The organism is Pseudonocardia lacus, from assembly GCF_018531445.1.
In the GTDB taxonomy this organism is placed as follows: Bacteria; Actinomycetota; Actinomycetes; order Mycobacteriales; family Pseudonocardiaceae; genus Pseudonocardia; species Pseudonocardia lacus.
On record NZ_JAHDTH010000232.1, the window covers coordinates 1 to 12,196 of the forward strand.

14 protein-coding genes and 1 pseudogene are annotated in these 12,196 nt (G+C 75.3%); 8 read left to right on the plus strand and 7 right to left on the minus strand.

Annotation, left to right across the window (positions count from 1 at the left end; translation table 11 throughout):
- A partial coding sequence (locus KIK08_RS33120) for an RCC1 domain-containing protein (RefSeq protein ID WP_408004769.1) occupies positions 1 to 1,153 on the plus strand: 1,153 nt, incomplete at its 5' end.
- Here KIK08_RS33120 and KIK08_RS33125 read toward each other — a convergent pair.
- The gene (locus KIK08_RS33125; RefSeq protein ID WP_214407262.1) at positions 1,132 to 2,058 is read right to left on the minus strand and encodes a TIGR03564 family F420-dependent LLM class oxidoreductase; all 927 of its coding nucleotides are present in this window, start codon (positions 2,056 to 2,058) and stop codon (positions 1,132 to 1,134) included. The two genes, KIK08_RS33120 and KIK08_RS33125, sit on opposite strands and share 22 nt — an antisense overlap.
- Before the next feature lie 86 nt (positions 2,059 to 2,144).
- Between KIK08_RS33125 and KIK08_RS33130 the strand changes: the two genes are divergently transcribed.
- A complete protein-coding gene (locus KIK08_RS33130; RefSeq protein WP_214407263.1) occupies positions 2,145 to 2,999 on the plus strand; it encodes a LysR family transcriptional regulator in 855 nt (284 codons plus the stop codon).
- 28 nt (positions 3,000 to 3,027) lie between these two features.
- Positions 3,028 to 4,056: an L-glyceraldehyde 3-phosphate reductase gene (mgrA, locus tag KIK08_RS33135; RefSeq protein WP_214407264.1), complete on the plus strand. Its 1,029-nt coding sequence runs from the start codon at positions 3,028 to 3,030 to the stop codon at positions 4,054 to 4,056.
- Positions 4,057 to 4,110: 54 nt separating this feature from the next.
- Here mgrA and KIK08_RS33140 read toward each other — a convergent pair whose 3' ends face one another.
- A complete protein-coding gene (locus tag KIK08_RS33140) occupies positions 4,111 to 5,151 on the minus strand; it encodes a sigma-70 family RNA polymerase sigma factor (protein ID WP_214407265.1) in 1,041 nt (346 codons plus the stop codon).
- Between the two features lie 209 nt (positions 5,152 to 5,360).
- Between KIK08_RS33140 and KIK08_RS33145 the strand changes: the two genes are divergently transcribed.
- The 4 genes from KIK08_RS33145 (at position 5,361) to KIK08_RS33160 (ending at position 7,907) form a co-directional block, all read left to right on the plus strand.
- The gene (locus KIK08_RS33145) at positions 5,361 to 5,639 is read left to right on the plus strand and encodes a DUF6412 domain-containing protein (RefSeq protein WP_214407266.1); all 279 of its coding nucleotides are present in this window, start codon (positions 5,361 to 5,363) and stop codon (positions 5,637 to 5,639) included.
- Positions 5,640 to 5,706: 67 nt separating this feature from the next.
- Positions 5,707 to 6,582, plus strand: a complete 876-nt coding sequence (yidC, locus tag KIK08_RS33150) for a membrane protein insertase YidC (protein ID WP_214407267.1) — start codon at positions 5,707 to 5,709, stop codon at positions 6,580 to 6,582.
- 25 nt (positions 6,583 to 6,607) lie between these two features.
- A complete protein-coding gene (locus tag KIK08_RS33155; RefSeq protein WP_214407275.1) occupies positions 6,608 to 7,228 on the plus strand; it encodes a ribonuclease H family protein in 621 nt (206 codons plus the stop codon).
- Between the two features lies 1 nt (position 7,229).
- Positions 7,230 to 7,907 carry a maleylpyruvate isomerase N-terminal domain-containing protein gene (locus tag KIK08_RS33160; RefSeq protein WP_214407268.1) on the plus strand — a complete coding sequence of 226 codons (678 nt, stop codon included), beginning with the start codon at positions 7,230 to 7,232 and terminating at the stop codon, positions 7,905 to 7,907.
- Positions 7,908 to 7,996: 89 nt separating this feature from the next.
- Here the strand turns inward: KIK08_RS33160 and KIK08_RS33165 are convergent.
- From KIK08_RS33165 to KIK08_RS40630, 5 genes and pseudogenes are all read right to left on the minus strand, one after another.
- A pseudogene (locus KIK08_RS33165) lies at positions 7,997 to 8,521 on the minus strand (serine hydrolase); the annotation flags it as partial.
- Positions 8,522 to 8,548: 27 nt separating this feature from the next.
- Complete coding sequence (locus tag KIK08_RS33170) at positions 8,549 to 8,707, minus strand: hypothetical protein (RefSeq protein ID WP_214407270.1); 159 nt, start codon at positions 8,705 to 8,707, stop codon at positions 8,549 to 8,551.
- A gap of 383 nt (positions 8,708 to 9,090) precedes the next feature.
- Positions 9,091 to 10,077: a sigma-70 family RNA polymerase sigma factor gene (locus KIK08_RS33175; RefSeq protein ID WP_214407271.1), complete on the minus strand. Its 987-nt coding sequence runs from the start codon at positions 10,075 to 10,077 to the stop codon at positions 9,091 to 9,093.
- Positions 10,078 to 10,188: 111 nt separating this feature from the next.
- On the minus strand, positions 10,189 to 10,602 hold the full coding sequence (locus tag KIK08_RS33180; protein WP_214407272.1) for an SgcJ/EcaC family oxidoreductase: 414 nt from the start codon (positions 10,600 to 10,602) through the stop codon (positions 10,189 to 10,191).
- Between the two features lie 231 nt (positions 10,603 to 10,833).
- Complete coding sequence (locus KIK08_RS40630) at positions 10,834 to 11,100, minus strand: DUF3072 domain-containing protein (protein WP_214407273.1); 267 nt, start codon at positions 11,098 to 11,100, stop codon at positions 10,834 to 10,836.
- Positions 11,101 to 11,227: 127 nt separating this feature from the next.
- Between KIK08_RS40630 and KIK08_RS33190 the strand changes: the two genes are divergently transcribed.
- The coding region (locus KIK08_RS33190; RefSeq protein WP_214407274.1) for a serine/threonine-protein kinase at positions 11,228 to 12,196 on the plus strand (969 nt) is incomplete at its 3' end.

Below are 12,196 nucleotides of genomic sequence, written 5' to 3' on the forward strand. Positions count from 1 at the left end.
CGGTCTGCGCGGGTGGTCGGCCGCCGACCGCGCGGTGCTCCGCGCGCCCGGAGCGCGCGATGAGGGCGCGGCGTCGCCGCGACCGGTCCGGATCGCGCCCGGGACGGTGCACGCCTGGCTGCCGCACCCGCCGCGACCGCCCACCGCCGGCGCGGTGGCCGTCCCCGGTTGGGACGACGTCGTCTCGATCGCCAGCACCGGGCGCACCACCGCGGCGGTGCACGCCGACGGCACCGTCTCGGCGTACGGGCTGGGCCACCACGGCTCGCTGGGCGACGGCGACCCGCAGCGCCACCACGCGCCCATCCCGCGGCCGGTGCCCGGCATCACCGACGCCCGCTCGGTCCACGCCGCCGGGCACGCCTTCTTCGCGATCCGCACCGACGGCACCGTCCTCGCGTGGGGGGAGGGGTTCCTCGCCCGGGGCGGGGTGCGGGCCGGCGCGCGGGCCGAGCCGAGCCCCATCCCACTGCGCCGCCCGCGCGACGTCGTGGCGATCCGCGACGGCGTGCTGCACGCCATCGCGCTGCTGGGCACCGGCCGGGTGGCCGGCTGGGGTGTGAACCTCACCGGCGTGCTCGGCGAGCGCGCCCGCACCGATGCGCGGGTGGTCGGTGGCCTGCGCGGCGTCGTGGACGTGGCCGCCGCCGGTGGGGCCGTCGTCGCCGTGCGGGCCTCGGGCCGGCTCTGCGCCTGGGGGAACAACGCGCACGGCCTGCTGGGCGTCGAGCCCACCGGCGGCCAGACCAGCCGCCCGGTGGCGCTGACCGGACCGACCGGCGTCCTGCAGGTGGCGGGCGGGCGCGACGTCGCCCTCGCGCTCGACGACCGCGGCGCGGTGTGGGCCTGGGGGCGGGGCGTGCACGGCGTGCTCGGCGACGGCGAGGTCACCGACCACGTCCGCGCCCGCCCCCGCGTCGTCCCCGGCCTGCCTCCGGCCCGGTGGGTGGGTGCCCACGGGTCCACCGGCTACGCGGTCGACCGCGACGGCGGTCTGTGGGCGTGGGGCTCCGCGGCGGCGCTCGGGGACCTCGCCTGCGGCGCCGCCCCGGTGCCGATCCCGGTGCCGATCCCGATGCCCGGTCCCGTGCTGGCCGTCTCCGGGACGCACGCCCTGGTCGGACGCGCGGATCAGACCGGGGCCGGGGCGTAGGCCGCCGCGCGGGCCAGCTCGGCGAAGAACTCGACGGTGCGCGCCCGCTCGGCGGGCGGCCCCACCGGGCACAGCTGCAGCTCGGTGGCCCCGGCGTCGGCGAAGCGGCGCACCTCCCGCTCCAGCGCGGCCTCGTCGCCGGCCAGCACGGTGTCCTGCGGGCCGGGCAGCCCGTCGCGGTCCAGCGCCCGCCGGTAGCTGGGCAGCTGCCCGGCCAACCCCATCACCTCGCCCACGTGCGCCCTGGCCGCCCCGGGGTCGTCGGTCACGGTCGCCACCACCCCCACGACGACCTGCGGCGCCGCCCGGCCCGCCGCCGCGCCGAGCACGGCCGGCACGACGTGCTCGGCCAGGCCCTCGGCGCGCACCCAGGTCGTGATGACACCGTCGGTGCGCTCGCCGGCCAGCCGCAGCAGCCGGGGGCCGTGCGCGGACAGCAGCACCGGCGGCGCGGGCGGCGCCGGTGCGGGCAGCGCGATCCCGCCGAGCGCGGTCACCGTCTCACCCCGCACGTCCACCTCCCGCCCGGCCAGCGCCGGGACGAGCGCGTCGAGGTAGTCGGCCACATGACGACCGGGCCGCTGCCAGCGCACCCCGAAACGGCCCTCCACCAGCGCCTGGTGGCTGGGCCCGACGCCCAGCGACAGCCGCCCGCCCACGGCGGCCTGGGTGGTCAGCGCCTGCGCGGCCAGCGCCAGCGGGTGACGCGGCCAGGTCGGCACGATCGCCGTCCCGAGGCCGATCCCGGGCGCCCGCGATCCCACCGCGGCCAGCACGGCCAGCGGGTCCCAACCGACCCGCTGGCCCAACCACGCCCGCGCGAACCCGAGCCGCGCCGCCCGCTCGACCTCCGCGACGACCTCGTCCAGCGGGCGGTCGTCGTCGATCCACAGTCCGATCTGCATGCCGCCAGCCCAGCGCCGAGGCCCCGTCCGATCAACGGGCGACTACGCTGCGCAGCAATCACCGGACGTGATCGGTCGGAGGGGCCGTGGAGCTGCGCCAGCTGCGGTACTTCGTGGCGGTGGCCGAGGAACTGCACTTCGGACGGGCCGCCGAGCGGCTGGACGTCGTCCAGCCCGCGGTCAGCCAGCAGGTGGCCCGGCTGGAGCGCGAGCTGGGCGTGCGCCTGCTGGAACGCACGTCCCGTCGTGTCGCGCTCACCGGCGACGGCACCCGCCTGCTCGCCGAGGCCAGGGCCGCGCTGGCCGCCGCCGACCGGGTGCGCGCGGTCGCCGCCGACCTCGCCGCCGGGCGCACCGGCACCCTGCGCATGGGCACCAGCCCCGGGCTCGCCGACCGGCTGCACCGCGGCGTCGCCACCCTGCACCGCACCGCGCCCGACCTCGGCCTCACCCTCGTCGAGGGCAGCCCACAGGCGCACTGCGCCGCGGTCCGCGCCGGCGAGCTCGACCTCGCGCTCGGGCGCGGTGCCGTGCGCGGCCCCGGCCTGCACGCGGTGGAACTGTGGCGCGAACCCCTGCACGCCGTGCTGCCGGCCGACGGACCCACCGGCGCGCTCCCGGTCGCCGCGCTCGCCGGCATGGTCCTGCGCCTGCCCGAGCGCGCCGCCGACCCCACCCTGCACGACACCGTGCTGGCCGCCTGCCACGACGCCGGGTTCACCCCGCGCCTGGGCCGGCCGGTGCGCTCGGTGGAGGCCACCGTCGTCGAGATCGGGGCGGGGGAGGGCGAGGTCACGATCGTCTACGGCACCCCGGCCGCCCTGACCCCCGCCGTCGCGCTGCGCCCGCTCGACCCACCCCTGGACGTGCCCGGCCACCTCGTCGCCCCGGCCACCGGCACTCCCGAGTGCCTCGCCGCGCTCACCGCCGCGTTCTGCTGAGCGGTCCGCGCAGGAGCAGGATGGGCCGGTGACCTACCTGGCCGACGCCACCCGATACGACGACGCCACCTTCCGCCGCTGCGGGCGCAGCGGCCTGGACCTGCCCGCGATCTCGCTGGGCCTGTGGCACAACTTCGGCGACGAGCAGCCCCTGGACACCCAGCGCGCCGTCCTGCGCCGCGCCTTCGACCGCGGCGTCACCCACTTCGACCTGGCCAACAACTACGGCCCGCCCTACGGCAGCGCCGAGCGCAACTTCGGCACGATCTTCGCCCAGGACTTCCGGCCGTACCGCGACGAGCTGATCCTGTCGACCAAGGCCGGCTACGACATGTGGCCGGGCCCCTACGGGCAGGGCGGCGGCTCACGCAAGTACCTGCTGGCCAGCCTGGACCAGTCGCTGGCCCGCATGGGCGTGGACTACGTCGACATCTTCTACAGCCACCGCTTCGACCCCGACACCCCGCTCGAGGAGACCATGGGGGCGCTGGACACCGCGGTGCGCTCCGGGCGCGCGCTCTACGCCGGCATCTCCTCCTACAGCGGGGAGCGCACCCGGGAGGCGGCGCGGATCCTGCGCGAGCTGGGCACCCCGCTGCTGATCCACCAGCCGTCCTACTCGATGCTCAACCGCTGGGTCGAGGAGGACCTGCTCGACGTGCTCGACGAGACCGGCGTGGGCTGCATCGCCTTCTCCCCGCTGGCCCAGGGCATGCTCACCGACAAGTACCTCGACGGCATCCCCGCCGGCTCGCGCGCGGCGAGGGACACCTCGCTGTCCCCGGACCTGCTCACCGACTCCGCGCTGGCCCACGTGCGTGCGCTCAACGACATGGCCCGCGGGCGCGGGCAGTCGCTGGCGCAGATGGCGCTGGCCTGGGCGCTGCGCGACCGGCGGGTGACCTCGGTGCTCATCGGGGCGCGCACCGTCGCCCAGCTCGACGACAGCCTCGGCGCGCTGGGCAACCTGGAGTTCAGCGCCGAGGAGCTCGACAGCATCGACAAGCACGCCGTCGACGCCGGGATCAACATCTGGGCCCGTTCCTCGGAGCACTGAGGAGCACTGGGCCCCGCCCCGGGCCGGCCCGATGGGGCCGGCGCGGGGCGGCCCTCACGCGGGGACCGGCTGCCCCTGCGCGTCGAGCTTCGTGGTCAGGCCCCACATCGGGAACAGCGTCTGCACGTCGAGGAACGAGTTGAGCCCGGTGATGCGGCCGTCGGTGATCTCCAGGACCTGCAGCGCCCAGCCGAACCAGCCTTCGCCCCCGGGGTCGCGCCGGTACTGGGCGAAGCCGGGCATGCCGTTGGCCGAGACCGGCACCAGCCGCGAGCCCTCGCACTCCGCGCCGCGCCCCAGCATCCAGGCGCGCACCTCGTCGGGGCCCTGCAGCCACAGCGGGTAGGGCGGCATGGACATCACGACGTCCTCGTGCAGCAGCGCGACCAGCGCGGCCATGTCGTAGCGCTGGAACGCGTCGGCGTACTTGGCCAGCAGCTCGGTGTGCGCCTCGTCCATGTCCTCGGCCGAGCCGGGGGACTCCTCCACGTCGTTCTCGGCCAGCGTGGCCCGGGCCCGCTGCAGGGCGCTGTTGACCGAGGCGACCGAGGTGTCGAGCAGCTCGGCGACCTCCGCGGCCCGCCACTGCAGCACCTCGCGCAGGATCAGCACGACCCGCTGGCGCGGCGGCAGGTGCTGCAGGGCGGCCACGAACGCCAGCCGGACCGACTCCCGCGAGACCGCCACGTCGGCCGGGTCGCCCGCAGTGGGCATGATGCGCTCGTCGGGCACGGGCTCGATCCAGGTGGTCTCCGACAGCGGGGGCCTGAGCTCGGCGTTCGCCGAGCCGACCGGGCCCATGTCCATCGGCCGGGCGCGGCGGTTGCGGCTGTCGAGCATCGTCAGGCACACGTTGGTGGCGATGCGGTAGAGCCAGGAGCGCAGCGCGGAGCGGCCCTCGAACTTGTCGTAGCCCTTCCACGCCCGGACCATCGTGTCCTGCACGGCGTCCTCCGCGTCGGCCGAGGAGCCGAGCATGCGGTAGCAGTACGCGGTCAGCTCGCGGCGGTACTGCTCCCAGGGCGCGCTGCCCGCACCGGGCGCGCCGCCGTCGGAGGGCAGCGGGGCACCGTCCGCCGTCGCCAGACCAGTCATCCACTTCTCCTTCCGCTGCGCTCGGCCCGAACGGACGTACCGAACCGAACCTCCAGCCGCCGAGAGTAGGGCCACGCACCGACAGTTCGGGTGGACGGGGACTCCCACCACCGGAATCACCACCCGGCACACCGCCGAAACCGCTGCGGGCAGTCCCGGATCCCGCAGGTCGGGCTGCGGTACCGTCGTCACCGGAGAGGGGGGACGCCATGACGGCCGCGCTGCTCGCACCGCTGGCGTTCCTGCTCGCCCTGCTGGGTCCCGCCGACCCGACCCAGCCGTCGGTGCTGCTCGGCGTCGCCGCGCTGCTCGTCGTCGCACTGCTGGCCACCCGCTGCGCCCCCGCGCCACCGGCCCACCACCCGGGCGTGGCCGCCCGCGCCCGCCGCCGGGCCCTGGACCAGGGCCCACCGCCGCGCCAGCACGACCCCGACGCCGCCGGCCACACGCGCTCCCGCGCACCGTCCGCCGCCCCCGCGGCGGTCTGAGCACACCCGAACGGCACTCCCGACCGCCGCCGACGCCCATCCGGCCCCGGTCACCCCAGGAGTTCCCGTGCTCGATCCGCTGTACTACGCCGTCTCCACCCTCATGCGCCTGTGGCACCAGCTCTTCGCCGCCGCCCTCGGCCCCGCCAGCGGGGCCGCCTGGGCGCTGTCGGTGGTGTTCCTCGTCCTCACCGTTCGCGCCCTGATGATCCGGCTGTTCCTGGCCCAGGTCCGCTCCGGGCGGGCGATGGCGGCCATCGCCCCGCAGCTCGCCGCCCTGCGCGAGCGCCACCGCGGCGACCCCGCCCGCCTGCTGGCCGAGACCCGCGCCCTGCAGGCCCGCCACGGCGTCAGCACCGGCGGCGCGCTGCTGCCCGCGCTCCTGCAGGCCCCGGTCTTCCTGGCCCTGCTGCACGTCCTGACCAGCTTCAACCGGCCCGGGCTGGGCTTCGGGCAGAACACCGCCATCGCCAACTACGCCTTCGGGCCCGCCGAGGTCCGCTCGTTCCTGCAGGCCCGGCTGTTCGGCTCGCCGCTGTCGGCCTACCTCAGCATGCCCCAGGACCTGCTGGACTCCTTCGGCGCGCCGGTCGAGCGCCTCGACGTCGTCCTCGTCGCCGTCCCGGTCCTGCTGCTCTCGGCGCTGGCCACCCACCTCACCTCACGCGCGGCCCTGCGCCGCCAGCCGCCCACCGGGCCCATGGCCACCGCCTTCCGCGCCATGCCGTGGGTGCTGCCGCTCGGCGTGCTGGCCGGTGGGCTGCTGCTGCCGTTCCCGGTGGCCATCGGCCTGTACTGGCTGACCAGCAACGCCTGGACCCTCGTCCAGCAGCACCTCGCGCACCGCGGCCTCGACCGGGCCACCCCGCCGCCCGCGCCCCGGGCACCGGTCGCCCCGCCACGGCCCGGGGCCAAGCCGGTGCGCCGGGGGCCGGGCCGGTGAGCCCTCCTAGAGTGTCCGGGTGCCGATGACCGCCAAGTACGCCACCACCTGCGGCGTCTGCTCGTCCCGCATCCAGCCCGGCGAGGAGATCGCCCGGTCCGGCCAGACGTGGGCGCACACCGCCTGCGCCGCCCAGTCGCCCCAGCAGCCGGCCACCGCCACTGCGGGCAAGCCGGCGAAGGCGACGCGCCCGGCCCGACCCGACATGCCCGCGGCCGAGGGCGCCCTCGAGGTCTGGACCGACGGCGCCTGCTCGGGCAACCCCGGCCCGGGCGGCTGGGCGTGGGCCACCCGCGACGGCCGCCAGGACGCCGGGGGAGAACCCGCCACCACCAACCAGCGCATGGAGATCCGCGCCGCGCTGGAGGCCGTGCGCGCCCTGGACGGCCCGCTGGTCGTCGTCAGCGACTCCACCTACGTCGTCAACTGCTTCCGCGACGGCTGGTGGCAGGGCTGGATGGCGCGCGGCTGGCTGACCAGCGCCAAGAAGCCGGTGGTCAGCCGCGACCTGTGGGAGCCGCTGATCACCGAGGTCAACGAGCGCGGCGACATCTCCTTCCGCTGGGTCAAGGGCCACTCCGGCGACGAGATGAACGACCTGGTCGACCGGCTCGCCGTCGAGCAGTCGCTGGCCGTGGCGGGCTGAGGTGCGCGTCGGGCACGACGCCGACGCGGCGGCCTTCCTCGGCCAGCTCGCGGCGTTCACCTCCGCCGCCGAAGGCCTCGACGACGCCCGACTCGGCGCCGCCACCCGCTGCCACGGCTGGCTCGCCTGCGACCTGCTGGTCCACGTGCACCTCGGGCTCCAGGAGATGCTGCTCGGGGCGCTCGACCCCACCGACGAGCGACCCGACCGCGACGCGGCCACCTACTGGAGCGCCTTCACCCCCGGCACCGACCCCACCGACGGGCTGCTCGACGACCGGTTCCTCCGGCTGGTGGCCGCGGCCTACCGACGCCCGACGTCGGCGGTCGCGCACCTGCGCGAGACCGCCGACGGCCTGCACCGGACCGTGCGCGCCGGCGCGCCGGGGGCCGTGCGGTTCCAGGGACACGTGCTGTCCACCGGCGACTTCCTGGCCACCTGGGCCGTCGAGCTGGCCGTGCACCACCTCGACCTCGGCCGCGAGCTCGACCTGCCCGCCCCGCACCCCGGGGCGCTGCGGATGGCCCGTGAGACGGTCGAGGCGCTCGTGGGAGAGCTGCTGCCGCCGGAGTGGTCCGACGAGGCGGCGGTGCTCGCCGGGACCGGGCGCGTCGCGCTGGACGACCGCATGCGCGAGCAGGCCGGCCCGCTGGCCACCCGGCTGCCCGCCTTCGGCTGAGCCCGGCGGGTCTCAGACCAGCAGATCCACCACCACGGCGGCGGCGTCGGCGATCAGCGCGTCGGCGGGCTCGGCGTGGGGCTCGGCGTCGGGGGAGTACCGCTCGACAGCACGGCTATGACCAGCGGGTCACCGGCCGGCGACCACGCCACGGCCACGTCGTTGGCGCTGGCGTAGCCGCCGGTGCCGGTCTTGTCGGCCACCCTCCACGCGGGCGGCATCGCGGCCCGGACCCGGCGCGCGCCGGTCGCCGTGGCGAGCATCCAGTCGCGCAGCCGCTCACGCTCCACGACACCGAGCGCCTGTCCGAGCAGCAGCTCCCGGTAGCCGGCCGCGATGGCGGCCGGAGAGGTGGTGTCGCGCTCGTCGCCGGGAACGGCCGAGTTGAGCGCGGTCTCCCGGCGGTCGAGCCGGGTGACCGGGTCGGCGATCGCGCGGGCGAACGCCGTGACCGCCGGCGGACCGCCGAGCTGGTCGAGCAGCAGGTTCCCCGCCGTGTTGTCACTCTGCGGATGGTGGCGCGGTGAGGGCTGAACTGCGGGCGGTGGTGTGCAGCCCCGAGCCGGCGTCCTTGCCGGGTGACGCGGGCTACACCGACGGTGAACCGCCGACACGTGAACCGAGGTCGAGGGGACCGGCCGTCAGGGAACGGCGGGCTCCTGCTGCGGGCCGGCCGCCCGGAGCGCGGCGGCGACCCACTGCTCGCTCGCCCGCGCCTCCTCGTCATCTGGTTGCGGCGTCCCGTCGATGGTGGCCATCAGTACGACGTAGCGGTCGAGCAGGTCGGTGAACCCGGACACGGGATGGCGCTCACGCGCAGCCCGGTGCGGCGCGCCACGTCGCCGATCGGGTAGAGCTTGTCGTCGTCCACGGCGTCCACCTTGGGGTCTCAAGCCGCTTGAGACGCAACCCCGTCGCCCCCGACATCGCTATCGGAGGCGGGTTGGGGCAGGCGCCCCCGGTTCCGTAATGTCATAACGTCGATTATCGGCTCGCAAAGCTCGGGAGTTTTATGCAGGTCAGGCATGCCTTAGCCGCTGCAATGGGCTGACCAACTCACTGTGCGCGGACGGGCTGTGCGCTGGTCTCGCGATCATGCCGAACGGCAAGCGCGCCTACGTCACCAACCTCAACGAGGGCACCGTCCGCATCCTGGACATCGCCGCGGTGTCCTAGCGCTGCTCTACTCCTCGGCCAAGGCGAGTCCCCGCTCGTCGAGCCCGACCGCCAGGCCGAAGGTCGCGAAAACGTCGGGTTCCTGGAACACCGAATTGCGGCTGATGCCCGCGCTGTTGACGGTGAAGACCTGGAGCGTGTGCAGGACGTACCCGTCGCCGACGCGCCGGTAGGCGGCGAACCCGGGCTGGCCACCGTTGGCCGCGACCTCCCGGAGGAGCCAGTCCTTCCCCGCCGTCGCGAAGACCCACTCCATGAACAGGCCGTAGTTCGTGCGGCCGGAGAACCAGTTGAGCATCGGCGGCATCTCCATGAGCACGTCCTCGGTGAGCAGCCGCTTGAGGCCCTCGACGTCGGCGAGCTCGAACGCCTTCATGTAGCGCTCGACCCAGGCGCGTTGCTCGGCCGCGGAGGGCTCGTCGACCCGTTCCCGCTGCACCCCGACCTCCTTCACGCGAGTGCGCGCCCGCTGCAGGGAACTGTTCACCGACGCGACCGTGGTGCCGAGGATGTCCGCCGACTCGGCCGCGGAGAAGCCGAGCACGTCACGCAGGATCAGCGCACCGCGCTGACGCGCCGACAGGTGCTGCAGCGCGGCGGCGAACGCCAGGCGCAGGCTGCTGCGGTCGATCACGGCCCCGGCCGGATCGCCCGCGCCCACCATCGGGTCCGGCAGGGGCTGGAGCCAGGCGGCGTGCTCTCCCCGGACCAGCGGCCCGAGCGGGTCCGACGCCGCCACCAGCCCCGACGGCAGCGGTCGGCGACCGTGGACGCCCAGGGCGGTCAGGCAGGCGTTCGTCGCGATCCGGTAGAGCCAGGTGCGCAGCGAGCTGCGGGTGTCGTCGTACTGCTCGCGCGCCCGCCACGCCCTCAGGTACGTCTCCTGGACCAGGTCCTCCGCGTCGTGGGCCGAGCCGAGCATCCGGTAGCAGTACGCCAGCAGCTCCGTCCGGAACGGCTCGATCCGCCGATCGAAGCCCTCTTCCCCCGTCATCACGCCACGCCCCGTCTCCACTGCCGCCGCACCAACCTACGTGACGATCACCGCGACGAGAGGTCCCGCCAAGGCGTCCTCGGCGGGACCTCTCGTCCGGATCCGTCCCGGTTACGGCGCGGACGCCAGCACCGGGCTGTTGTGGTAGGCGGCGATCAGCCACCGGCCGTCCCGCTTCTCGAAAACCCAGGTCGCGTTCACCTTGCGCGAGTCGTCCGGGACCTCGGTCTCGCCGGGGAACAGGATGGCGGACTCGCTGATGACGATCGCGGCGTCCCGACCGACGAAGCGGATGCCGAGCTGCTTGTTGTAGGTCGAGCTGCCCTTGAGCGGCCCCTCGAAGCCCAGGGCCATGTTCTCGCGGATCACCTCGCGGCTGTCGCGGAGCGAGCCGGTCATGATGGCGGTCGCGTCCGCGGCGTAGTCGGCGACCATGCCGTGGGCGTCGCCGGCCTCCCACGCCTTGTAGGACTCGACCAGCACGGCCCGGATGGCGGCCTCGTCCTCGGCCCGGTTGTCCGGCATCGGATTCTCCCTCGTGAACGGTTCGCCCGGGGTGTTCGGGCGAGCTCGTCAGTACATACCGGCGGTGGGGTCGGAACTCATCGCGGCGATGAGGACTCCCAGCTCCTACCCCAGGACCGCGGAGCGGCGCCGGTCGGGTGACGCGGTGCGACGATCGTGATCCGGTCGAGCGCCGGGCCGGCCGTCCGGTCCGCCGCGGCGCGGGGTATCCGATGGCGGGTCGTCGCGGGCTCACTGCCCGCGGCCGGTGACCTCCTGCAGTTCGTCGATGAGCCGGGAGGCGTCGGCCTTGGTCAGGTCGTCGCCGGGTGCCTCGCGCCCGGCCTGCTGCGACAGCGTCTCCAGGTACGACTTCTGCGGGCCGGTCATGGGCTCGTCGCCGGTGGTCCAGTGGGCCGGGTCCTTCTCCGCCGAGCCCACCTCTGCCGAGCCCACGGTGTCGTTCGACGGGGCCGCGGTCGTGGTCTCGTCGGTGGTGTTCTGCGCGCGATCGGTCATCACTCGAACATATCTTCGATCCGGTGGGCCTGCACGTCGAGCGATCGTGCCTGGTGGGAGCGGGTTGGCGGGAATGCGCCGGGGCCGACGCAGACCCGGACGGGCGACCGCTGCCTAGGCTGACCGCGTGCAGCCGCTGCGGCCCGACGACCCGCGCCACGTCGGGTCGTTCCGGCTGGTGGGGCGGCTGGGCGCGGGTGGGATGGGCCGGGTGTACCTGGCCCGCACGCCCGACCACCGCCAGGTGGCGGTCAAGGTCGTGCGCGACGAGCTCGCCGGCGACACCGGGTTCCGCCACCGCTTCCGCCGCGAGGTGTCCGCGGCGATGTCGGTGTCCGGGTTGTTCACCGCGCGCGTGCTCGATGCCGACCCGCAGGCCGAGCGGCCCTGGCTGGCCACCGAGTTCGTCGACGGGCCCTCGCTGCGCGACAAGGTGTTCCGCGCCGGCCCGCTGCCGGCGCCCGAGCTGGAGGCGCTGGCCCGCGGGCTGGCCGAGGCGCTGGGTGCGATCCACGCCGCCGGGCTGGTGCACCGCGACCTGAAACCGGCGAACGTGCTGCTCTCCCCCACCGGCCCGAAGGTCATCGACTTCGGGATCGCCTGGTCGGCGGAGAGCACCCAGCTGACGGCGACCGGTGAGGCGGTGGGCACACCGGAGTACATGGCGCCCGAGCAGATCTCCGGCACCGGCCCCGCCGGCCCGCCGGTGGACGTGTTCGCCCTGGGCACGATCCTGGTCTACGCGGCCACCGCGCACAGCCCGTTCGCCGCGCCCAGCACCGCGGCCGTGCTGTACCGGATCGTGCAGACCGAGCCCGACCTGAGCGGGGTGCCCGGGTCGGTGCGCTCCCTCGTGGCGGCGTGCCTGGACAAGGACCCGCGGCGCCGGCCCAGCGCCCAGCAGATCGCTGCCTCGCTGCGCACGGGCGCACCGCTCGCGCTCGACCACGAGCGCAGGGCCGACCCGGTGGCGCCGTCGGACGCCCGGCCCCCGCGCCGGCTGCGGACCGCGCTGGTGGTCGCGGCGGCCGTGCTCGCGCTGGCCGGGGCGGGCACGGCGGCGTTCGTGCTGGTCGACCCGTTCGACGCTCCCCCC

Bases quoted from the DNA above. Each gene is read 5' to 3' on its own strand.
- KIK08_RS40630 (WP_214407273.1), bottom strand. From the start codon at position 11,100: ATGACCGATCGCGCGCAGAACACCACCGACGAGACCACGACCGCGGCC.
- KIK08_RS33145 (WP_214407266.1), top strand. From the start codon at position 5,361: ATGACGGCCGCGCTGCTCGCACCGCTGGCGTTCCTGCTCGCCCTGCTG.
- KIK08_RS33180 (WP_214407272.1), bottom strand. From the start codon at position 10,602: ATGCCGGACAACCGGGCCGAGGACGAGGCCGCCATCCGGGCCGTGCTG.
- KIK08_RS33175 (WP_214407271.1), bottom strand. From the start codon at position 10,077: ATGACGGGGGAAGAGGGCTTCGATCGGCGGATCGAGCCGTTCCGGACG.
- KIK08_RS33125 (WP_214407262.1), bottom strand. From the start codon at position 2,058: ATGCAGATCGGACTGTGGATCGACGACGACCGCCCGCTGGACGAGGTC.
- KIK08_RS33155 (WP_214407275.1), top strand. From the start codon at position 6,608: ATGACCGCCAAGTACGCCACCACCTGCGGCGTCTGCTCGTCCCGCATC.
- KIK08_RS33140 (WP_214407265.1), bottom strand. From the start codon at position 5,151: ATGACTGGTCTGGCGACGGCGGACGGTGCCCCGCTGCCCTCCGACGGC.